The organism is Glaciimonas sp. Gout2, from assembly GCF_035018905.1.
Lineage (GTDB): Bacteria > Pseudomonadota > Gammaproteobacteria > Burkholderiales > Burkholderiaceae_D > Glaciimonas.
The window spans coordinates 1-19,310 of sequence record NZ_JASJXA010000053.1 but is presented as its reverse complement, the minus strand read 5'-3'; the positions used below and the strand labels follow the sequence as shown (position 1 = coordinate 19,310).

Annotated in this window: 16 protein-coding genes and 1 tRNA gene; 16 read left to right on the top strand and 1 reads right to left on the bottom strand. The window is 47.4% G+C overall.

The features are described 5' to 3' along the window. The first annotated feature begins 186 nt into the window (after nucleotides 1-186). The 12 genes from QN379_RS21170 to QN379_RS21115 all read left to right on the top strand — a co-directional run bounded on the left by QN379_RS21170 (nucleotide 187) and on the right by QN379_RS21115 (nucleotide 13,188). Nucleotides 187-1,491 carry a replication-associated recombination protein A gene (locus QN379_RS21170; RefSeq protein ID WP_322239144.1) on the top strand — a complete coding sequence of 435 codons (1,305 nt, stop codon included), beginning with the start codon at nucleotides 187-189 and terminating at the stop codon, nucleotides 1,489-1,491. 328 nt (nucleotides 1,492-1,819) lie between these two features. Further along, entirely contained in the window at nucleotides 1,820-2,446 is a 627-nt protein-coding gene (locus QN379_RS21165; RefSeq protein WP_322239142.1) for an XRE family transcriptional regulator, read from the top strand. 58 nt (nucleotides 2,447-2,504) lie between these two features. Beyond that, nucleotides 2,505-3,929, top strand: coding sequence for an aminopeptidase P family protein (locus QN379_RS21160; RefSeq protein ID WP_322239140.1), 1,425 nt, complete (start codon nucleotides 2,505-2,507; stop codon nucleotides 3,927-3,929). 94 nt (nucleotides 3,930-4,023) lie between these two features. Beyond that, nucleotides 4,024-5,640 carry an ABC transporter substrate-binding protein gene (locus tag QN379_RS21155; protein WP_323507527.1) on the top strand — a complete coding sequence of 539 codons (1,617 nt, stop codon included), beginning with the start codon at nucleotides 4,024-4,026 and terminating at the stop codon, nucleotides 5,638-5,640. A 335-nt stretch (nucleotides 5,641-5,975) separates the two neighbouring features. Next, nucleotides 5,976-6,986, top strand: a complete 1,011-nt coding sequence (locus QN379_RS21150; protein WP_322239136.1) for an ABC transporter permease subunit — start codon at nucleotides 5,976-5,978, stop codon at nucleotides 6,984-6,986. After that, nucleotides 6,983-7,912, top strand: a complete 930-nt coding sequence (locus tag QN379_RS21145) for an ABC transporter permease subunit (protein ID WP_322239134.1) — start codon at nucleotides 6,983-6,985, stop codon at nucleotides 7,910-7,912. The genes QN379_RS21150 and QN379_RS21145 overlap by 4 nt, the downstream gene beginning before the upstream one ends. 26 nt (nucleotides 7,913-7,938) lie before the next feature. Beyond that, nucleotides 7,939-9,021, top strand: a complete 1,083-nt coding sequence (locus tag QN379_RS21140) for an oligopeptide/dipeptide ABC transporter ATP-binding protein (protein WP_322240690.1) — start codon at nucleotides 7,939-7,941, stop codon at nucleotides 9,019-9,021. Beyond that, on the top strand, nucleotides 9,018-10,016 hold the full coding sequence (locus QN379_RS21135) for a peptide ABC transporter ATP-binding protein (protein WP_322239132.1): 999 nt from the start codon (nucleotides 9,018-9,020) through the stop codon (nucleotides 10,014-10,016). Before QN379_RS21140 ends, QN379_RS21135 begins: the two co-directional genes overlap by 4 nt. Nucleotides 10,017-10,372: 356 nt before the next feature. Continuing rightward, nucleotides 10,373-11,680: a serine--tRNA ligase gene (gene serS, locus QN379_RS21130; protein ID WP_323507526.1), complete on the top strand. Its 1,308-nt coding sequence runs from the start codon at nucleotides 10,373-10,375 to the stop codon at nucleotides 11,678-11,680. Between the two features lie 178 nt (nucleotides 11,681-11,858). Further along, a tRNA-Ser gene (locus QN379_RS21125) sits at nucleotides 11,859-11,949 on the top strand. Nucleotides 11,950-12,199: 250 nt separating this feature from the next. Beyond that, complete coding sequence (locus QN379_RS21120; protein ID WP_323507525.1) at nucleotides 12,200-12,358, top strand: hypothetical protein; 159 nt, start codon at nucleotides 12,200-12,202, stop codon at nucleotides 12,356-12,358. A 506-nt stretch (nucleotides 12,359-12,864) separates the two neighbouring features. Next, complete coding sequence (locus tag QN379_RS21115) at nucleotides 12,865-13,188, top strand: hypothetical protein (protein WP_322239128.1); 324 nt, start codon at nucleotides 12,865-12,867, stop codon at nucleotides 13,186-13,188. Nucleotides 13,189-13,317: 129 nt separating this feature from the next. On the opposite strand, the gene QN379_RS21110 is transcribed toward QN379_RS21115, so the two are convergent. Further along, nucleotides 13,318-14,025 (bottom strand): EAL domain-containing protein, encoded by a 708-nt coding sequence (locus QN379_RS21110; RefSeq protein WP_322239126.1) that lies wholly within the window; start codon nucleotides 14,023-14,025, stop codon nucleotides 13,318-13,320. Between the two features lie 589 nt (nucleotides 14,026-14,614). Between QN379_RS21110 and QN379_RS21105 the strand changes: the two genes are divergently transcribed. The 4 genes from QN379_RS21105 (at nucleotide 14,615) to QN379_RS21090 (ending at nucleotide 18,948) form a co-directional block, all read left to right on the top strand. Further along, nucleotides 14,615-15,601, top strand: coding sequence for a glycosyltransferase family 2 protein (locus QN379_RS21105; protein ID WP_322239124.1), 987 nt, complete (start codon nucleotides 14,615-14,617; stop codon nucleotides 15,599-15,601). Between the two features lie 32 nt (nucleotides 15,602-15,633). Next, complete coding sequence (locus tag QN379_RS21100; protein WP_323507524.1) at nucleotides 15,634-16,008, top strand: GtrA family protein; 375 nt, start codon at nucleotides 15,634-15,636, stop codon at nucleotides 16,006-16,008. Further along, on the top strand, nucleotides 16,005-17,861 hold the full coding sequence (locus tag QN379_RS21095) for a hypothetical protein (protein WP_322239120.1): 1,857 nt from the start codon (nucleotides 16,005-16,007) through the stop codon (nucleotides 17,859-17,861). Before QN379_RS21100 ends, QN379_RS21095 begins: the two co-directional genes overlap by 4 nt. 235 nt (nucleotides 17,862-18,096) lie before the next feature. After that, complete coding sequence (locus QN379_RS21090) at nucleotides 18,097-18,948, top strand: alpha/beta hydrolase (RefSeq protein ID WP_322239118.1); 852 nt, start codon at nucleotides 18,097-18,099, stop codon at nucleotides 18,946-18,948. Nucleotides 18,949-19,310 lie beyond the last annotated feature (362 nt).

The window sequence follows — 19,310 nt, the reverse complement described above, 5'->3', positions numbered from 1 at the left end:
TTAACCGCGTAACAACATCGCAGGCGCAGCGGTCACGATCGGCCAGAATGAGCGGTCACGTTGACCAGAATACGCAGATTGCATCATCACTGCAATTTGCGCAGCATGCGTTAGACTGAGGCGCAGTATGTATTTACCGGTCAACATTTTTAACAAGTCTATCTTTTTTGCAGAGTATTTTCTCCCATGTCTGATCTCTTTAAGGTCGAGCCCACGCCCCCGCTAGCCGAAGCCCTTCGTCCAGCCAAACTCGATGACGTGATTGGGCAAAGCCATTTGCTCGGCCCAGGGAAGCCGCTGCGTCTGGCCTTTGACTCGGGCAAACCGCATTCCATGATTTTATGGGGGCCGCCAGGAGTCGGTAAAACGACATTGGCCCGTCTGACTGCGAATGCCTTTGCCTGTGAATTCATCGCGCTGTCCGCGGTTTTCTCCGGCGTGAAAGACATTCGCGCTGCGATGGAAAGGGCAGAGCAAAATCTAGCAATGGGCAAACATACCATTCTGTTTGTCGATGAGATACATCGATTCAATAAGTCGCAACAAGACGCACTATTGCCCTATGCAGAATCTGGACTTGTGACACTCATTGGTGCCACGACAGAGAATCCGTCTTTCGAAGTCAATTCGGCACTGCTATCACGGGCACAAGTCTATGTACTGAAGTCGCTCACGGACGAGGAGCTTAAGCAGTTGTTAGCCAGAGCGCAAACCTCTGTTTTGCCGCATCTGCTTTTCGATGAAGCCGCGATCAATACCTTGGTCGGATATGCCGATGGTGATGCGCGTCGGTTACTCAATTTGCTGGAGCAGACTAATACTGCGTCGAGTGCAGCACAGACTAATAGAATCACGGCAGAGTTCATTCAAAACGCACTTACTCTCAACGCCCGCAGGTTCGACAAAGGCGGGGACAATTTTTATGATCAGATATCCGCATTGCACAAATCGGTTCGCGGTTCGAATCCGGATGCTGCGTTGTATTGGTTATGTCGCATGCTGGATGGCGGGGCGGATGCTAAATATCTTTCGCGTCGTATCGTTCGAATGGCATGGGAAGACATTGGTTTAGCCGATCCCCGGGCGATCCAGATTGCGAACGATGCCGCCAATACCTATGAGCGATTAGGCTCGCCGGAAGGGGAGTTAGCGCTCGGTCAGGCAGTTATTTATCTAGCAATTGCAGCCAAAAGCAACGCCGGTTACAACGCATTCAATCAGGCAATGGCATTCGTGAAGCAAGATAAATCACGAGAAGTCCCAGTCCATTTGCGTAACGCGCCAACAAAACTGATGAAAGAACTCGGCTACGGTCATGCTTACCGCTATGCGCATGATGAACCTCACGCTTACGCAGCGGGCGAGACGTACTTGCCCGACGATATGCCAGAGCCAGGTTGGTATGCACCGGTTCCGCGGGGCATGGAGGCAAAAATTGGTGACAAACTGACGTGGCTACGCGATCTTGACAAGAAGGCGCGGGAAGAGTGATAGGCGGTTATTGAGGGTGCGTTGGGTAAAAGTGACTCCTCTATTGTGACGCGAAGCCACAAACTCTTCTTTTACCGCTTCACTCTTTACTTTGCCAGCTGATCGGTATCAGGAAGTCGCCGGTATGAGGAAACATCATCCGAAAAATCTGCTTAATAGTGTACGAATAGTCGTTTTTCATCCATGCTAAGAAGTAAAAATTATAGTCTGACTACAATTTGCACTTGACTGAAATTGTAGTATAGCTATAATTTCTTTCACTTTGCCGACGAGCAAATACCAAAAAAATACGCGCTAACAATGAAAAGATAAATCAGCGGGGACCTCCATGACAATGCCACAATTAGGAAAGACCATTCGAACGCGGCGTCATGCGGTGAAAAAAACACTCATGCAAATCGCGGTCGAGACCGGTTTGACTGCAGGCTTTATCTCGCAGGTTGAGCGTAACCTGACTACACCATCAATCACCTCATTAGTTGTTATCGCAAAAGCGCTCGGCGTACTGATTGGCGACCTGATTAAGCAGCCAGAACAAATACAGCCGGACTCCTATCAAGATCGACGGCAGACCTACAGAGTTGCTAGTGGGCCGGTAAAGTATGAGCGGCTATCGACTGTTTTTCCCGGCAGTCGCGTGCATTCGGTCAAGTTCACCATGCCTTCAGGATACAAGTCAGAAATGGTCTCGCACGAAGGCGATGAAATGGTTTTTGTGCTGAGCGGTCAGGTGGAATATACGGTTGGGTTGCAGCATTTTGTGCTGTGCGCCGGAGACAGCCTTCACTTCGACGGCAACATTCCGCACACTATCGAGGCGCTCATGCACAAAAGTAAGCAAGCTGAATTGTTATGGGTTGGCACCGCACAACTCTTTGATGACGAAAGCGACAATGTCGTAGAAGAAAAACAGGGAAATCACGAAAGGTTTCTCAAAGGCACAGAATTTTCTTAGCCAGGTATAGATTTTGCTCCGTTACCCGTGGCATTATTAAAAAAAATCAAGGATGAGCATGTTCGAAAGTACCCAATACGCTACGCGGCGACAAAAGTTACGGCAACAATTTTCGTCTGGTTTGCTTTTGCTGCCGGGAAATGCCAATGCCTCCATGAATTATCCGCATAATCATTACGCGTTTCGGCAGGACTCTTCGTTCTCTTATTTTTTTGGATTGGATCAGCCTGATCTGGTCGGCGTGATTGATATCGATTCCGGCGTGGACTTTTTGTTCGGTGATGACCCCGATATCGAAGAAGTCGTGTGGACAGGCCAGCAGCCTTCGTTGGTCGCGCTCGCCGCCACCGTCGGCATTATCTTCAGCAACGCCACCGACGCTATTAAGGCCGTAAGACCAGCCAATGCGCTGCATGCCATGATTGCCGAGGCACGCAGCAAGGGGCAAACCATTCATTATTTGCCGCCGTATCGCGGCGAGTCCACGTTGATGATGTCGCGTCTGCTCGACCTTACGCCTGACCAGATTTGTGCCGGTGTATCATCAAGTCTGATCGCTGCGATTATTGGTTTGCGCGAAATAAAAGAAGAAGAAGAAATTGCCGAAATGGAGCGTGCATTAGTCATTACCAAAGAAATGCACATCGCCGCGATGCAGCAATCCAAGCCGGGCATATTTGAATATCAGGTGGTCGGCACGATCGAAGGCATCATGCGCGGAGTTGATTTGCTCGGCGCTTATCCCGTTATTTTTACGCGACATGGCGAGATACTGCACAGTCGCGATCATGCGCAAAAACTAGCTGCAGGTGATTTAGTCGTGAACGACTCAGGTGTCTCCAGCGCATTGGGTTACGCCTCGGATATCACCCGAACTATCCCCGTAGGCGGAAAGTTTAGCCCACGTCAGCGGGCCGTCTATGAGATCGTTTTGTCCGCTCAGGTAAGTGCCATCAAAGCGATCAGACCCGGTGTGCCGTATCTTGCGCTTCACAAATTAGCGGCAACGGAGATCGTCACGGGTTTGTCGACACTTGGATTTTTTAAAGGTGATCCGCATCAAATCGTGGATTCTGGCGCTTATGCGATTTGCTTCCCGCATGGCCTTGGTCATCAAATCGGATTGGACGTACACGATATGGAAGGGCTGGGTGAGACGGCAGTCGGTTACGATGCCAGTGTGATCCGCAGCGAGTTGTTTGGCATGCGCAATTTGCGTATGGCAAAACCGTTGGTCGCTGGCATGGTCGTCACGGTTGAACCTGGGATATATTTTATTCCAGAGCTCATCAAACAGTGGAGGGCAGAAGGCCTTGACGGACGTTATGCTGATCTGATTAATTATGATCGTTTTGTCGAATACATGGATTTTGGTGGTATCCGAATTGAAGATAATGTTTTGGTGACGCCAACTGGTTCGCGTGTATTGGGCCCGGCAATTCCTAAAACTTGCGAAGAAGTGGAAGCCATCATGGCGATGTAAATAAAAAACAATAGGCGTTGAACACCTGTTATTTGTCGAGCAGCATCCTGTCAATGTTACGACATTGCACTATTAACCTTGGAAGAGATGAATAATGAAAAATGGAAAATTTGTTGCCAAACTCGGCTTAGTCGCTGTGCTAAGCGTTTGTGCGGGATTGGCTTCAGCGCAAGCCAAAAAAACACTGGTCTTTTGCTCTGAAGCTAGCCCAGAAGGTTTTAGTCCGCAGTTGTATACCACCGGCACCACTTTTGACGCTTCTGCTAGCCCCATGTTTAATCGCCTGGTTGAATTTGAAATGGGAACGACCACCATTAAACCAGCATTGGCAGAGTCCTGGACCATCTCGGATGACGGTACTATTTACACCTTTAAACTACGTAAAGGCGTGAAGTTTCACAGCAGCGCTAAATTTAAACCAACGCGCGACTTCAATGCTGACGACGTCGTGTTCACTTTTGATCGCATGGGCAATCCTGCAAATCCATTTCACACATTGGAGCGCGGTCAGACTTTTGGTTATTACCTCGACATGGGCCTCAACAACATCATCGACAAAGTTGAAAAGGTTGATGACAGCACCGTCCGCTTCAAACTCAAGCATCCTGAATCGCCATTCCTCGCCGATCTGGTCATGTATTTCGCCTCAATCTATTCAGAAGAATATGCTGCGCAATTGCAAAAAGCCGGTACCCGTGAAATTCTTGATCGCGAGCCGATTGGGACCGGACCATTTGAATTTGTGTCATATCAAAAAGATGCCGTTATTCGCTACAAAGCCTTCGATTCTTATTGGGGCGGACGTCCAAAAATTGACAATCTGATTTATGCGATCACGCCTGATGCATCGGTACGTTATGCCAAGCTGAAGGCCAATGAATGTCAGGTAATGTCTTACCCAAAACCGGCAGATTTGGCTTCAATGAAAGCAGATAAAAATATCAATCTGATTTCAAAACCAGGCATGAACATTGGTTATATTGCTTTTAATGTTGAGAAAAAACCTTTCGATAACAAGCTCGTGCGGCAAGCCTTGAGCATGGCAATCGACAAGGAAACAATCCTTAAAACGGTCTACCAAGGTGCTGGTCAGGTAGCAAAAAATCCGATTCCGCCAACCCTGTGGTCTTACAACGACAAGGTTAAAGATTACCCGTACGATTTGAAAAAAGCTAAAGAGCTGCTGACAAAGGCAGGCTATCCAAATGGTGCAGAAATCGAGATGTGGTATTTGCCGGTCCAGCGTCCTTATAATCCGGATGGCAAACGTATCGGTGAATTGATCCAGGCAGATTGGGCAAAAATCGGCGTCAAAGTCAAACTGACGACTTATGAATGGGGCGAATATCTAAAGCGCAGCAAGCAGGGCGATCAACAATCGATGATGTTTGGCTGGTCGGGTGATAACGGCGATCCGGATAACTTCTTCGGCAATTTGTTGAGTTGCGATGGCGTCAAAGGTGGCGGCAACGCGTCACGCTGGTGCGATAAAGATTTTGATGCGTTGATTCAAAAGGCCAAGCTGGTTTCAAAGCAGAGCGATCGTGCTACTTTATATGAAAAAGCCCAGGTGATTGCGCACGAAGAGGCACCTTGGATCGACATCGCTCACTCGGTTGGATTTGTACCCGTTCGCAAGAATGTTGTTGGTTTTAAGATTCCGGCAACGCCATATAGTTTCTTTTTTGATAAAGTTGATATCGTCAAGTAAGACCATTAAAGCGATTAAAACGATTTAAAGCGATTTAAAAAAACTGTAGCGTCAATGTGCGCGGATTTCCATTTGGTCGTTTCACAAAAAACGTCTACGTGTTGATCCGCGCCCGAACCAGACAAGATTGAGCCTACCTTTTTTATTCATTGTCTGATTCTTTTATTGTTTCTAATCTGTTTTTAACCGGTTAGTATTTCTTTACATATTTTTCTGGGTGGTCACAATAGGGCACTTAGGCCAAAGAGGCTGCATAGGCCAGAAAAAGGTGGCATAAACCCACAAGTCTTTACGCACTTTTAAGCGGTTGTCTTTTTATTGAATAGGTATTTCCTATGTTTGGATTTCTCTTGCGGCGCGCAGGTTTGGTCATTCCGACCTTTCTTGGCATCACGCTGCTTGTGTTTTTATTGATTCACATGATCCCCGGTAACGTCGTCGAAGCGATATCGGGTGAGCGTGGGATGGACCCCGTTCGATACGCACAGATGATGAAAGAGTTCGGTCTCGATCAGCCATTGTATGTGCAATATTTTTCTTATCTGGGACAGGTGTTTCATGGCAATCTCGGCATATCGGTCACTACACATGAATCTGTACTCACCGAATTTTTGACCTTATTTCCTGCAACGCTGGAACTCTCCACTTGCGCGATGTTGTTAGCCCTTGTGATTGGCGTTCCGGCTGGCATTCTTGCCGCAGTCAAACGCAATACCGTGCTTGATTACTCCGTCATGGGCGCGTCGCTCACCGGTTATTCAATGCCCGTATTTTGGTGGGCGTTACTATTAATTTTGCTGTTTTCTGTCACGTTAGGCTGGACGCCGGTTTCTGGGCGGATCGATCTGTTGTTCGATATTCCGCAGGTGACCGGATTCATGCTGATCGATAGTTTGTTGGCGGGTGATCCCGGTGCGTTTAAATCAGCGGTGTCGCATCTGATATTGCCGACGATTGCTCTCGGTACTATTCCGCTTGCAGTGATTGCGCGTATGACGCGCTCAGCGATGCTGGAAGTTTTGCGTGAGGATTATGTTCGCACCGCACGCGCAAAAGGGTTGTCACCTTGGCGCGTGATTGGCATTCATGCGTTGCGAAACGCATTGATTCCGGTTGTGACCGTGATTGGCCTGCAAGTCGGAACGCTGCTGGCCGGTGCCATTTTGACGGAGACTATTTTCTCTTGGCCAGGTATTGGTAAGTGGCTGGTCGGCGCTATTCAGCGTCGTGATTATCCGGTAGTCCAAGGCGGGATTTTGCTTTCCGCTACCATTATTATCATCGTCAATCTGGTCGTCGACCTGTTGTACGGCGTGATCAACCCTCGTATACGGCACAACTCATGAACGAGACGACCACTAATTCGATCACTCTTCCGGCGCAAGCGCCAAAAAAAGAGACAATCACCGCGCCTCCTCATGCGTTGCGAGAATTTTGGGGTTACTTCAGCCAAAATCGCGGCGCAGTCATCGGCTTGGCTGTTGTGTTCATTATCATACTGGCGGCCCTGTTTGCCGACGTGATCGCACCGCATTCTCCCATCGAACAATTTCGTGACGCGACTTTGGTACCGCCTGTGTGGCAAGCCGGTGGGTCTGCCAAGTTTTTGCTCGGCACCGATCCGGTAGGCCGCGATATGTTGTCGCGTTTGATTCACGGTGCGCGTTTGTCGTTGGTGATTGGACTGGTCTCGGTCTCATTGTCATTGGTGCTCGGCATTGTTCTCGGCCTGATGGCGGGTTACTTCCGTGGTGTAGTCGAAGTGGCGATTATGCGTTTGATGGACATCATGCTCGCGTTACCCAGTTTGCTGCTGGCGGTCGCGGTGGTCGCCATTCTTGGGCCCGGATTGATGAACGCCATGTATGCGATCGCGATCGTCATGTTGCCGCACTATGCGCGCCAAACGCGGGCCGCTGTCATTGGTGAACTATCTAAAGATTATGTCAGCGCATCGCGTATTGCTGGTGCAGGAACCGCGCGCATCATGTTCAATTGCGTGTTGCCGAATTGTGCTGCGCCACTCATCGTACAAGCTACTTTAGGATTTTCTACGGCTATTCTTGATGCTGCGGCACTGGGCTTTCTCGGGCTCGGTGCGCAACCACCGACCCCGGAATGGGGATCGATGCTTGCTAGTGCGCTGGAGTTTATTCAAAGCGCATGGTGGGTTGTGACCTTCCCCGGATTAGCCATTCTGGTCTCGGTGCTTGCGTTCAATTTGATGGGTGACGGGTTGCGCGATGCGCTCGATCCAAAATTGAAGCGTTGATGACAAACCAAACAAAGCGAGTAGCCATGGCATTGCTAGAAATTAAAAATCTTAGTGTTCAGTTCGGATCAACCAGTTCACCATTCACCGCCGTCGATGGGCTTGATCTGACGATTGAAGCCGGCGAAGTCGTCGGTATCGTCGGCGAGTCCGGTTCCGGCAAAAGTGTCACTTCGTTAGCATTGATGGGCCTGATCGATTATCCAGGGCGTGTAAATGCCGAGCAGATGGCTTTTGATGGCCGTGATCTGTTGAAGATGGCGCAAAAGGAGCGCCGGAAGCTGTTAGGCAAAGACATCGCAATGATTTTTCAGGACCCGATGACAAGCCTGAATCCATCCTTTACCGTCGCCTATCAACTGATCGAAACGTTACGCGTGCATCAAGGCGGCTCGCAAAAAGAACTGCGTGAACGCGCATTAGCGTTGCTCAAGCAGGTTGATATTCCTGATCCTGAACGCCGCCTTGACGCCTATCCGCATCAACTATCCGGTGGTATGAGTCAGCGTGTCATGGTCGCGATTGCCATTGCTTGTAATCCGCGCCTATTGATTGCCGATGAGCCGACCACCGCGTTGGACGTCACCGTTCAGGCACAAATGTTGGAATTGTTGCTTCAGTTGCAGCGTGATCGTGGCATGGCTTTAATGTTGATCACCCATGATCTCAGCGTGGTGGCACAAACTGCGCAACGTGTTGTTGTGATGTACGCCGGACAAGTGCTGGAAACTGGATTGGTTCCAACGATTTTTCAGGCGCCGCAACATCCTTATACGCAAGCACTACTCGCCGCGCTGCCCGAACACAATATCGGTCGTGATCGCTTGCAGACTATTCCTGGCGTCGTCCCCGGTCTTTACGATCGGCCGACCGGTTGTCTGTTGAGTCCACGCTGCCGTTATGCCGTCGCGCGCTGTATTGAGGAGCGTCCGCTTCTCAAGGGCGCAGCCGGATCGCAGGTGCGCTGCCATTTTCCGCTCGATAGTACCGGTCAGCCGACCAATGGCTGGACACCGCCGGTTCAGTCGCAAGCATTAGTGAATAATATGACCGCCAATAAGTCAGTAAGTAATCCAGAAAGTAATACAGCCAGCAGGACGGCACCATGACGAGCACTACGCCAACGATCACCCAACCCACTATTTTGTTGGAAGCCAAAAATCTCCGCAAACATTACAACGTTTCTCAAGGCTGGCTAAAGCCTAAAGCGACCGCCAAAGCACTTGACGGTGTCTCGTTCACACTCATTCCTGGTAAGACGCTGGCCGTGGTCGGCGAATCAGGGTGTGGAAAATCGACACTTGCAAGGCAGATCACCATGATTGAACCGCCGACCGGTGGCGAATTATGGATGGACGGGGCCAACATCGCCGACGCTGATCGTGCGACTCTCAAGCGCGTGCGTCCCTTGGTCCAAATGGTATTTCAGAACCCCTACGCCAGCCTTAATCCGCGTAAGAAGGTCAGCAGCATGCTTGAAGAGCCGCTGATCATCAATACAAACTTCAGCAAATCGCAGCGTGCAGAAAAAGCCCAGGCGATGATGGCCAAGGTCGGACTACGTCCAGAACATTACAACCGCTTTCCGCACATGTTCTCCGGTGGTCAGCGCCAACGCGTGGCAATTGCCCGCGCTTTAATGCTCGATCCAAAAGTGATCGTTGCCGACGAACCGGTATCGGCCCTGGACGTGTCGATCCAGGCGCAAGTGCTGAATTTGCTCATGGATTTGCAGGATGCAAGTGGTGTCGCGTACCTGTTTATCTCGCATAATCTATCGGTGGTAGAACATATTGCTGATGAAGTTTTGGTGATGTATTTGGGTAAAGCGGTTGAGCATGGCGACAAAAAAGATATCTTTAGTCGACCATTACATCCTTACACCAAAGCATTGCTCGCCAGCACGCCACGGCTTGATCCCAATCAGCGTCAAGAAAAATTGATGTTGCCGGGCGAATTGCCATCGCCACTTGCGCCGCCGCCAGGTTGTAGTTTCAATAATCGTTGCCCGCACGCAATTGAACGGTGTCGGCAAGAAGTACCTGAACTGGCTGAATTTGAAGGTCGTCTGGTCGCATGCCATCGGGTTGCAGAAATTAACTAATCGTCATTGCTGGCGTCATCTTGGGTTTCAAAAAGTCGTTCGGTGTGATGAGCACACTCATACCGGACGCATAGTTAAAGCGCAATTTGTTGGGTTTTGGCGGTTTAGCAGATTTTTTACAACTTGCCAGAATCACCAATTCAGTCTCTCTATTGAGCAGTTGTTTCGTCCTTAATTAGATTTAGCAACATATTGATCAACTTATCCAGCAAATTACGCATGGACTCACTAAGTTTTACCCAAAAAGTCGATAAGTGATTCCCCAATTACCCGTTTCGACAATTATCGAAATTCCGTTGACCTTGGTACAATGGCAGCTTATTTATTGGTGACTTAACTATAGGTCCGCACATTCCATGATCGACATCCAACTTCTCCGCAAAGACATCGCCACCGTCGCCAGCCGTTTAGCTGCGCGCAAATATCAGCTTGACGTCGACGCCTTCAATTCGTTGGAAGCAGAGCGCAAGCAAATTCAGACCCGCACTGAAGAGCTGCAAAGCCAGCGCAATACGCTGTCAAAGCAAATCGGCATGCTCAAAAGCAAAGGGGAAGATGCAACGGCCGTCCTGGAAGCGGTGAACGGTATCGGCGAAGAACTAAAAACTTCCGCGACTCGCCTCGATCAGGTGCAAGACCAGTTCAGCAAATTTTTGGAAGTCATCCCCAATTTACCGCATGAATCTGTGCCTAGCGGTATTGATGAGTCGGGTAATATTGAAGTCCGCAAATCAGGCACGTTGCCGGTGTTTGATTTTGAAGTGCGCGACCACGTCGACGTGGGCGCTGGCGTCGGTCTGGATTTTGATGTTGCCGCCAAACTCACCGGATCACGCTTTTCTGTGATGAAGGGCGGCATCGCGCGTTTGCATCGCGCGTTGGCGCAGTTCATGCTCGATACGCACACCGCAGAGCATGGCTACACTGAATGCTATACGCCGTACATCGTCAATGCGGATTCATTGCGCGGCACTGGTCAGTTGCCGAAATTCGAAGAGGATTTGTTTGCCGTCAAAAAGGGTGGACAAGAAGGTGAGCAGGGCGCGGATAGCGCAGCGCTCTATCTGATTCCAACTGCCGAAGTACCTTTGACCAACTTGGTACGCGACGAAATCATTGCCGGTGAAAAGCTACCACTCAAAATGACTGCGCACTCACCATGTTTCCGCTCAGAAGCTGGAAGCTACGGACGTGACACGCGTGGAATGATCCGCCAACACCAGTTTGACAAGGTGGAAATGGTACAGATTGTGCACCCTGAAAAATCTTACGAAGCACTCGAAGAGATGGTCGGTCATGCCGAAGTGATTCTACAAAAACTCGGCTTGCCATACCGCGTCGTCTCGCTCTGTACCGGCGACATGGGCTTCGGTGCGGCCAAAACCTATGATCTCGAAGTATGGTTGCCTGCACAAAATACCTACCGCGAGATTTCGTCAGTCTCCAATATGGAAGCATTCCAGGCACGTCGCATGCAAGCACGTTTCCGCAATGGCCAAGGCAAAACCGAGCTGCTGCACACGCTCAACGGTTCAGGTTTAGCGGTCGGACGAACACTGGTAGCAGTGCTGGAAAATTTTCAGCAAGCCGATGGAAGCGTTGAAATACCAGCCGTATTACATCCATACATGGGCGGTATTACGCGGCTAACACCGACGGTTTAGACGTGATAATTTAAGCGCGGAATTGGCGACGCGGAGTGTGCGTCGTTATGATTGGTCAGTATTCCAAATATGTTAGATTGGTATTTGTAATACACGAGTTAAAAAGGTGTCTGGCAGCTAAAATATTCTGCTATAATCTTGTGCTTTGCTGCAGACCACGCAGCAAAATGACCAATTAGGAGAAGTGGCAGAGTGGTCGAATGCGCCAGACTCGAAATCTGGTTTACAGTTTCGCTGTAACGTGGGTTCGAATCCCACCTTCTCCTCCAAGACAGCGTTTATAATGTTCGTAGAAGTTCAATAACCGGCCTCCGCCATAGTGCAGACGTCGGTTTTTTGTGGCCTGTCGTCCAGCGTTGTCCATTTACATTCACGGTTTTTGCATCCATATTTGGGCACATGGATGCACTTTAAAACTGACTTGGATGAAAAAATGCCCAAACTCGCCACCCCCCTCACGGATATTCAAGTCAAAAGCGCCAAACCAAAGGACAAGGCCTACACTTTAGCAGACGGGGCATGTATTTGGAAGTCTCGCCGGTGGGCTCCAAGATATGGCGGATGGCTTACCGTCAGCCGAATGGCAAAAATACCAGGCTGACTTTCGGCGCATCATCGCCTCGATATGTTTGTTGCCGTCCCATTCATCGCCATACGCCGTTTCGATGGCGTTCATGACGTCCATCACTATCTGGTCCACTCGCGCAGCGTGTCACAAGAAAATGTTCCTAATATTCACTGTCATCCAGGCGAGTAAGCCATAGGAACAGATTGCACGGAATTAACGTTCTAACGGGCGGAAATCCGGGCTTTATAAAATGTACGCTGATGCTTTATACTAAATGTATGCCTGAAAAAAAGGAACCGTGCTTAGAAGCACGCAACGTACAAGGTTCACAAAAATCGCAATGCGGTTTTTAATGTGCGTTTATTTTGTTAAGCCTTCGCGGCTTGGCAATGATGGGAAAGCTTCGGCTTGCCGGTAGCGCCTCGTAAATCGGTTTTCCGACCTGCCATTTCCCGCCGAGCCCGCTTGGAATCGGGGCGCGGCCTAATCGTACAAGGAATCAATTGATGTTTAATGTTCTTACTTCAACTACCGCTCACTATACGAGCCAAAATCCGTCGTTATTTATCTACGGTGCGCCGATAGTCTTCGACGATGTCGTTGGGAGGGCGCTCTCATGAGCGAGCCAATCCTGCCGATGCCAGAACAAGAGGCATATCATAAGGCGTTTTCGTGGCTGCCTGTAGATCATCAAACTGATAAACACACGCAGTTTCGTGCACTGGCGGTAGATGTCTGTCGTGGTATTCAAACATGCCTAGAGGTTACTCACTTCAGGACCCTGAACAGAAGCAGCGATGCGATGCCAACGTTGAGTACTATTCACACTGAGCGCCTGATGCGCCTGGCGTCGTCATCATCTCAGATGCTTGCGGAAATTGCAGCGAGACACTTTGATGATCTAAACGATAAAAGCGGCAAGGCGTCTAATAAAATTTAACCTCAATCAAATGGATTGGGGGCGTTTCTATTTTTTGAGAGTTGCTCAGAGAATTGTTATGTGCCGAGATGCTAACCGGAATTGCTACAGTTCATATCGTCAGTGTGTGAATCGACCATTCAGATAAATTTACATACTGACCGTTACAACTCCCTCCGGCACGTCGTTCACCAACTTATCGACAAACCAGCCTTGCGCCTTGTCAAATCCTAACTCTTTAGCAAATATGAAATGTGCCACGGTCTCGACGCATTCGACAATCACGCGAATGCCACGGGATTGCCATTGCTGAATGAGTATCTTCAGCATCGTTGCTGCGTCATCTCGCGTCATAGCCGTCTTGAAAAAAATACCGTCAATTTTGATGTGCGTGCAATGATGAATGGCGTAAAGACGTTTGAATCCATCTTGTCCATTACCGAAATCGTCAATGGCAAATTTTAACCCGAGTAATGACAGGCTATTGATCTTGGCCGTGATCAGGTCAAATGTCTTTGGGTCTGAATAGGATTCGCTGACTTCAAATACCACGTTATTTTTTTGTGCAGCGAGAGTGAACAGTTCGCTAGGTAACGCAAGTAGTGATTCATTGGCGATATTGACGAACAAAATGGCTTCTGCCAGCCGCGTAGAACCCAGGTGCTTCAATACACTGCGATCAATGTCTAACCATTGCGCCGGGATTGGCCCGCGGTAAAGCAACTCACATTCTATCGTCGCGCTGCGTTGAAATTGGATGATCGGTTGCAACTCAAACTTCAAACTCACCTTAGGGTCGAAGTCTGAATCGAGTTGCAAAAATCGATTAGGACTATTTGGTTTAGTTGAAATAGACAAAACGGTTCATCTTAAAAGTATTAGTGGAGCACACATACGAAATGATCGTATCGGCTGGAATCTGTGCAAATTACATCAAAAAAGCTATCAGTACCTAGAAAGTTTAACGAGACGTGCGTTCATCCTGTCAATTATGACTGGATATTAGCTACTTAGTAGCGCGAAGTCGTGTTCTGGTAAAAAAGTGGCGCATATTACTTTTTTCCAGCACGCATTTTTCCAGGACATCTGTCATATTTGTTTTTAAATAGGGAGTTGTCCTATTGTTTGATAGGAGGTCGGGCCTGAATATTGGTCAGCCCCGGGTTTCTGCTAACCGGATATTTTTTCCAAATGACGACTGCTTGGGCTTACTTTATGCCGCCTTAAACTAAGTTGCATCAGACTGTTAAATACTTTGGTTGATTGTAAGCTTTCGCGTTATTTGGGTTCCGTGGCACTTATGATTGACTTGCCCGAATCTATCTAAGCGTCTGGATTTTTTTAAAACAATAAAAGTCCACATAAAATGACGCCGTATAATAACGAAAAATAGATCAGTGCCTGGGATCAGTTTATGGGTGCAGGGAGTAACTTTAACTGGAAAAGTATGAATGAAACTGCGTGTGAATTTAATGAGCATCTTAATGAATCAATATTCACCCTGCAACGGATAGCCGTTCTCATTCCTTGCTATAACGAAGAAGTTGCAGTGGCATCAGTTGTACAGGATTTTAGGCTCGCTCTTCCGACTGCAGAAATTTTCGTCTTCGATAATAACTCGACAGACCGGACTATGGACGTTGCTAAGCTCTCTGGAGCGACAGTGCGCTCAGTTCCGCTGCAAGGAAAGGGAAACGTGGTCCGACGGATGTTTGCAGATGTGGATGCAGATGTCTATGTTATGGTCGATGGCGATAATACCTATGATGCAACGGTGGCACCGCGGCTGATTAATAAGCTATTAACCGAAGGCCTGGATATGGTGGTTGGTGTCCGGGTTACAAAGGAGCAAAAAGCCTATCGGTTTGGGCATCGCCTTGGTAATGCGGTATTAACTCGTTTTGTTGCCTTCCTTTTTGGAAGAACTTTTACCGATATGTTATCGGGTTATCGCGTTTTTTCACGTCGGTATGTCAAGTCATTTCCCGCGCAATCCCGGGGTTTTGAGACCGAAACTGAGCTTGCGATCCATGCATTACAGCTAAGGATGCCTGTCGCAGAGTTGAATACGACCTATGGATCAAGGGTACAGGGATCTTCAAGTAAGTTAAATACTTATCGTGATGGCTTTCGGATACTCGTCACGATCGTTAGATTATTTAAATCCGAAAAGCCGTTGACGTTTTTTTCTTTTGGTTTTTTCTTTTGCACCTTAATTGCCATTCTTTTGGCGCTGCCTTTGTTTGAGACTTATTACGAGACTGGTCTCGTGCCCCGTTATCCTACTGCCGTTTTATGTTCTGCATTAATGTTGTTTGGCGTCATTTTACTGACCTGTGGGATTGTGCTTAATACCGTTACGAAGGGTCGAACTGAAGCAAAACGATTTGCTTATCTAGTCCATCCTGCGCCTGCCACAAAGAATCCTAACTAATGGACAGTTGTCGACAATTTATTCGTTTTGCTATGGTCGGGGCGCTCGGGTTTGGGGTCGACGTTGGTATTTTATATTTGACGCTTCATATCGGTTTTGGATATTTTTTTGGTCGCGTAATATCATTTCTTTGTGCTGTGTGGGTTACTTGGATGGTCAACCGTCGTTTTACATTTTCTACGAGGCCGAATAGTGGGGTTTTGAATGAAGCAATCCGTTATCTCGCTGCGATGTCTTTAGGTGGTCTGATTAACTATGCGGCATATAGTCTTGTGATCGTCCAGGGCCAAAACATTCCTTTTCTTCCCTTTTTTGCTGTCGCCGTTGGTTCGCTTGCAGGAATGGTGATTAACTATTTCAGTGCAAGGTTGTGGGTATTTAAACTTTCGGAAAAATGTAAGAAATGAATATTTTGCAGTGCGCGTTAAATCGAACGAGCTTTAATCATTGCGACCTGAACAAGCCTAAGACATTATTGATTGCTTGTCTTCTTGCACCATTATTTTTTGGTCTGGTTTCTTTATGGCTTGGAACTGACCTTAACTGGGACTTGCAAAACTATCATGTCTATAACGCGTTTGCGCTATTAAACGGCAAGTTACATACGGATTTGGGTCCGGCTGGAATGCAAACGTACTTTAATCCGATTTTGGATGTGCCGTATTATTGGTTGTCTTTGCATCTACCTGCGCCGCTTGTTGGTTTCATGATGGGCGCAGTACATGGCATCAATTTTATTCTTCTGGCAGGTATATGCCGCAAGACTTTGCCCGACCTTCCGTCAGAAGATCGTTTTCGCATACCACTTTTACTGGCAATAGTTGGTTGTCTCACAGCGAATTTCCTCTCAAGTATAGGAAATACAATGGGGGATGCCTCGACTTCCATTTTTATCCTTGGCTCTTTACTCATCGTTTTGTATGGGTGGGAAAAATTTTCTGAAAATGGTGTGCGGCCGATTCTTATCGTAATACTTGCTGGTTCGGTAGCTGGTCTTGGAACAGGTTTAAAGTTGACCAATGTTGTATTTGCAATGGCTCTGTGTCTCAGCTTTTGCACGGTGCAGGTTAATTGGATAACGCGATTTCGTCTGGCATTCTTTTTCGGTGTTGGCGTGTTAATTGGTATAGCAGCCACTTCGGGATATTGGTTTTTTGAGATGTGGCGCACCTTCGGCAATCCTTTTTTCCCCCAATTCAGTACATATTTCCCAAATCCGTTGACGCGATCGGTGAGTGTTGCCGATGTGATTTGGCGACCAAAAAATCATTTTGAAACGCTATTTTGGCCATTCTTATTTTCATTGAATCCTAAAAGAGTTGGGCAGCTTCCGCTCCATCAAATTATCTGGCCTGTGGTGTACGTTCTTTTCTGGTGCTGGCTTGCTGCAATATTCTTGAAAAGGAAGACGCGCACTACGATAAGTAGCATGTTGCCGGAGGCGAAATATATCGTTGCAGTGGTTGCCATTGGATATCTCATCTGGATGGAATTATTTAGTATTCAGCGTTATCTGATACCGATTGAGATGTGCGCGCCGTTAGTCGTATTCATTTTACTCATGCAGTTAAAAAGCTATCAAAAAGCCCGTAAAATCGCGATGACTATTTTTGCGGTAACAACGGCTGTAGTGCTTCTAGGGGGGCTGACCACTTGGGGGCATGCGTCATGGGCGAAAAAAATGTTCCGTATCGATTTGCCGCCGATAGCTGCTCCGGAGAAAACTACCGTCATTTTGGCGAATGGTGACCCGGCTTATGGATGGCTGGCCGCGCAGTTTCCACCCAATATTGCTTTTACGCAGATAGAAGGTAATTTTCCGGGAGCAATGCCGGCTTATGTTAACCGTATTCATGAGATTGTAAATAAACGCGGTGGTCCTATTTTCGCCATTGTCCAAGGCGAAAAACAATCCAGTCGGATAGCGCAGATCACCAAAATCCGTGAAATCGCGTCTGGCTTAGGAGTTACATCAACCAAAAGTGGTTGCGAGGGATTACGCTGGATAATCACGCGTCTAAAGCTTCATGCTAGCGTCAGCATGTTGGATGCTCCCGTTGACAATGCACAATGCGCGATCCAGGTACTAGCTTCCGATATTGTGGATGTTGAAGGCAAGAATAAGGTGTTCATTGCCAGCGTAGAAAAAGGGCTAACCCAAAATGGCTTCTTTATCAATGCATCCTTGTGCAAGCCATATCGGGCATACATTGGCGATGCCGAATATCCTTATCAGTGGTGTCCGTTAAGCCAGTCCTGATAGTTACTGGCATAATTGTTAAAAATATAATTTGTTAAGCGGTATTTGCTTCAATAAGACGAGCATCGACTACAATCTTGGCTGATGCTAGTGTGTGAAACGATTTGTAAATGACCAATTGATCTATTTGCCTCTTTAAAAGCTTGATTGGGATGCGTTTTCCCAAAGTGAACTTCACAAGTTGTCGTTTTGAGTTACTCTAAAGCAATGCTTAATATCTCCTATGGATTCAAAAATGCACAATGAACAACCCATCACCCATGCAGTCATTTTATTGCACGGATTATGCGGTTCGTCGCTTGAAATGGGGTCTATACCTAAGGCATTACGAAAAAGTGGCTGCGCAGTCATTGAGTTGTTGATACCTAATTATTCCGCAGGACACGTTGATTCAACAATTACCCCGCACTGGGAAGATTGGTGTGCAGTGGTGGATAGCGAGATTTCTCGTTTGAAAATGAATTTTAAAACAGTGTCTATCTGCGGCTTGAGTATGGGGGCAACATTGGCTTTGGCAGTTGCGTCTCGCAGCAGTGAGGCGATTGCTATAGTAGCGTTGTCTCCTGTTTTGCGATATGACGGATGGTCAATACCCTGGTATCAACATTTAATGCAGATACCTTTCTTTTTGGGCTATAAAAATTGGTCTCATAAAGAGGGCGAGCCATTTGGAATAAAGAACTTTGATATGCGCAGAAGAGTTGCTAATGCTCTCAAAAAAGATGGGGTCGCTGCAGTGGGAGCGGCTGCAATTCCGGCGCGACAACTTCGTGGGGCGCATCAAATGATGGCATATGTGCGTTCTTCGCTCAAACAAGTTAAAACGAATATTTTAGTTATTCATGCAATCGATGATGAAACCGCATCACCTAAAAATCCCGAGTTAATTTTGGAGCATGTCAGTTCCGAGATGCGAAAAGTCATTTGGTTAGGCGATTGTTATCATATTATTACTGTCGATAACGAGCGAGAAATTGTGACGAATGAAACAGTTCAGTTCATACAAAAAAATATAGAAATGCACTTAAAAGATATTTCTTATAGGGAATTGCAGCATAAATCACCGTTAAAAGATCGTCGTGGATAAAGGCTGAGATCGTTGGCCGATTTCTCGCTATTACTGACCTGTTATTCTTTATCTGAAAACTGCAATGAAATTAAAAAATAGTAGAACCTGGAAGCAAAGTGGTCTTAATTCGATAGGAATCTGTTTATTAGGATTCGCTTTAACATTTTGTTTGCGATATGTGCTGAATTCAATATTGGATGAATCAATGTCTATGTTGTTTTTTGCCATAAACTGTATTGTTATGGCATGTTTTTTTGGGTTCTGGCATTCAACAGGTCTTCTTATAATTAGTTTTCCGACAGCATTTTTCTTCTTTAGAAAACCCTATTATTCGTTTGAGGCGATAGCTGTAAAAGATTTGTATATAATTATTATTTATG

Bases quoted from the DNA above. Each gene is read 5' to 3' on its own strand.
- QN379_RS21170 (WP_322239144.1), top strand. From the start codon at position 187: ATGTCTGATCTCTTTAAGGTCGAGCCCACGCCCCCGCTAGCCGAAGCC.
- QN379_RS21165 (WP_322239142.1), top strand. From the start codon at position 1,820: ATGACAATGCCACAATTAGGAAAGACCATTCGAACGCGGCGTCATGCG.
- QN379_RS21160 (WP_322239140.1), top strand. From the start codon at position 2,505: ATGTTCGAAAGTACCCAATACGCTACGCGGCGACAAAAGTTACGGCAA.
- QN379_RS21155 (WP_323507527.1), top strand. From the start codon at position 4,024: ATGAAAAATGGAAAATTTGTTGCCAAACTCGGCTTAGTCGCTGTGCTA.
- QN379_RS21150 (WP_322239136.1), top strand. From the start codon at position 5,976: ATGTTTGGATTTCTCTTGCGGCGCGCAGGTTTGGTCATTCCGACCTTT.
- QN379_RS21145 (WP_322239134.1), top strand. From the start codon at position 6,983: ATGAACGAGACGACCACTAATTCGATCACTCTTCCGGCGCAAGCGCCA.
- QN379_RS21140 (WP_322240690.1), top strand. From the start codon at position 7,939: ATGGCATTGCTAGAAATTAAAAATCTTAGTGTTCAGTTCGGATCAACC.
- QN379_RS21135 (WP_322239132.1), top strand. From the start codon at position 9,018: ATGACGAGCACTACGCCAACGATCACCCAACCCACTATTTTGTTGGAA.
- serS (WP_323507526.1), top strand. From the start codon at position 10,373: ATGATCGACATCCAACTTCTCCGCAAAGACATCGCCACCGTCGCCAGC.
- QN379_RS21120 (WP_323507525.1), top strand. From the start codon at position 12,200: ATGTATTTGGAAGTCTCGCCGGTGGGCTCCAAGATATGGCGGATGGCT.
- QN379_RS21115 (WP_322239128.1), top strand. From the start codon at position 12,865: ATGAGCGAGCCAATCCTGCCGATGCCAGAACAAGAGGCATATCATAAG.
- QN379_RS21105 (WP_322239124.1), top strand. From the start codon at position 14,615: ATGAATGAAACTGCGTGTGAATTTAATGAGCATCTTAATGAATCAATA.
- QN379_RS21100 (WP_323507524.1), top strand. From the start codon at position 15,634: ATGGTCGGGGCGCTCGGGTTTGGGGTCGACGTTGGTATTTTATATTTG.
- QN379_RS21095 (WP_322239120.1), top strand. From the start codon at position 16,005: ATGAATATTTTGCAGTGCGCGTTAAATCGAACGAGCTTTAATCATTGC.
- QN379_RS21090 (WP_322239118.1), top strand. From the start codon at position 18,097: ATGCACAATGAACAACCCATCACCCATGCAGTCATTTTATTGCACGGA.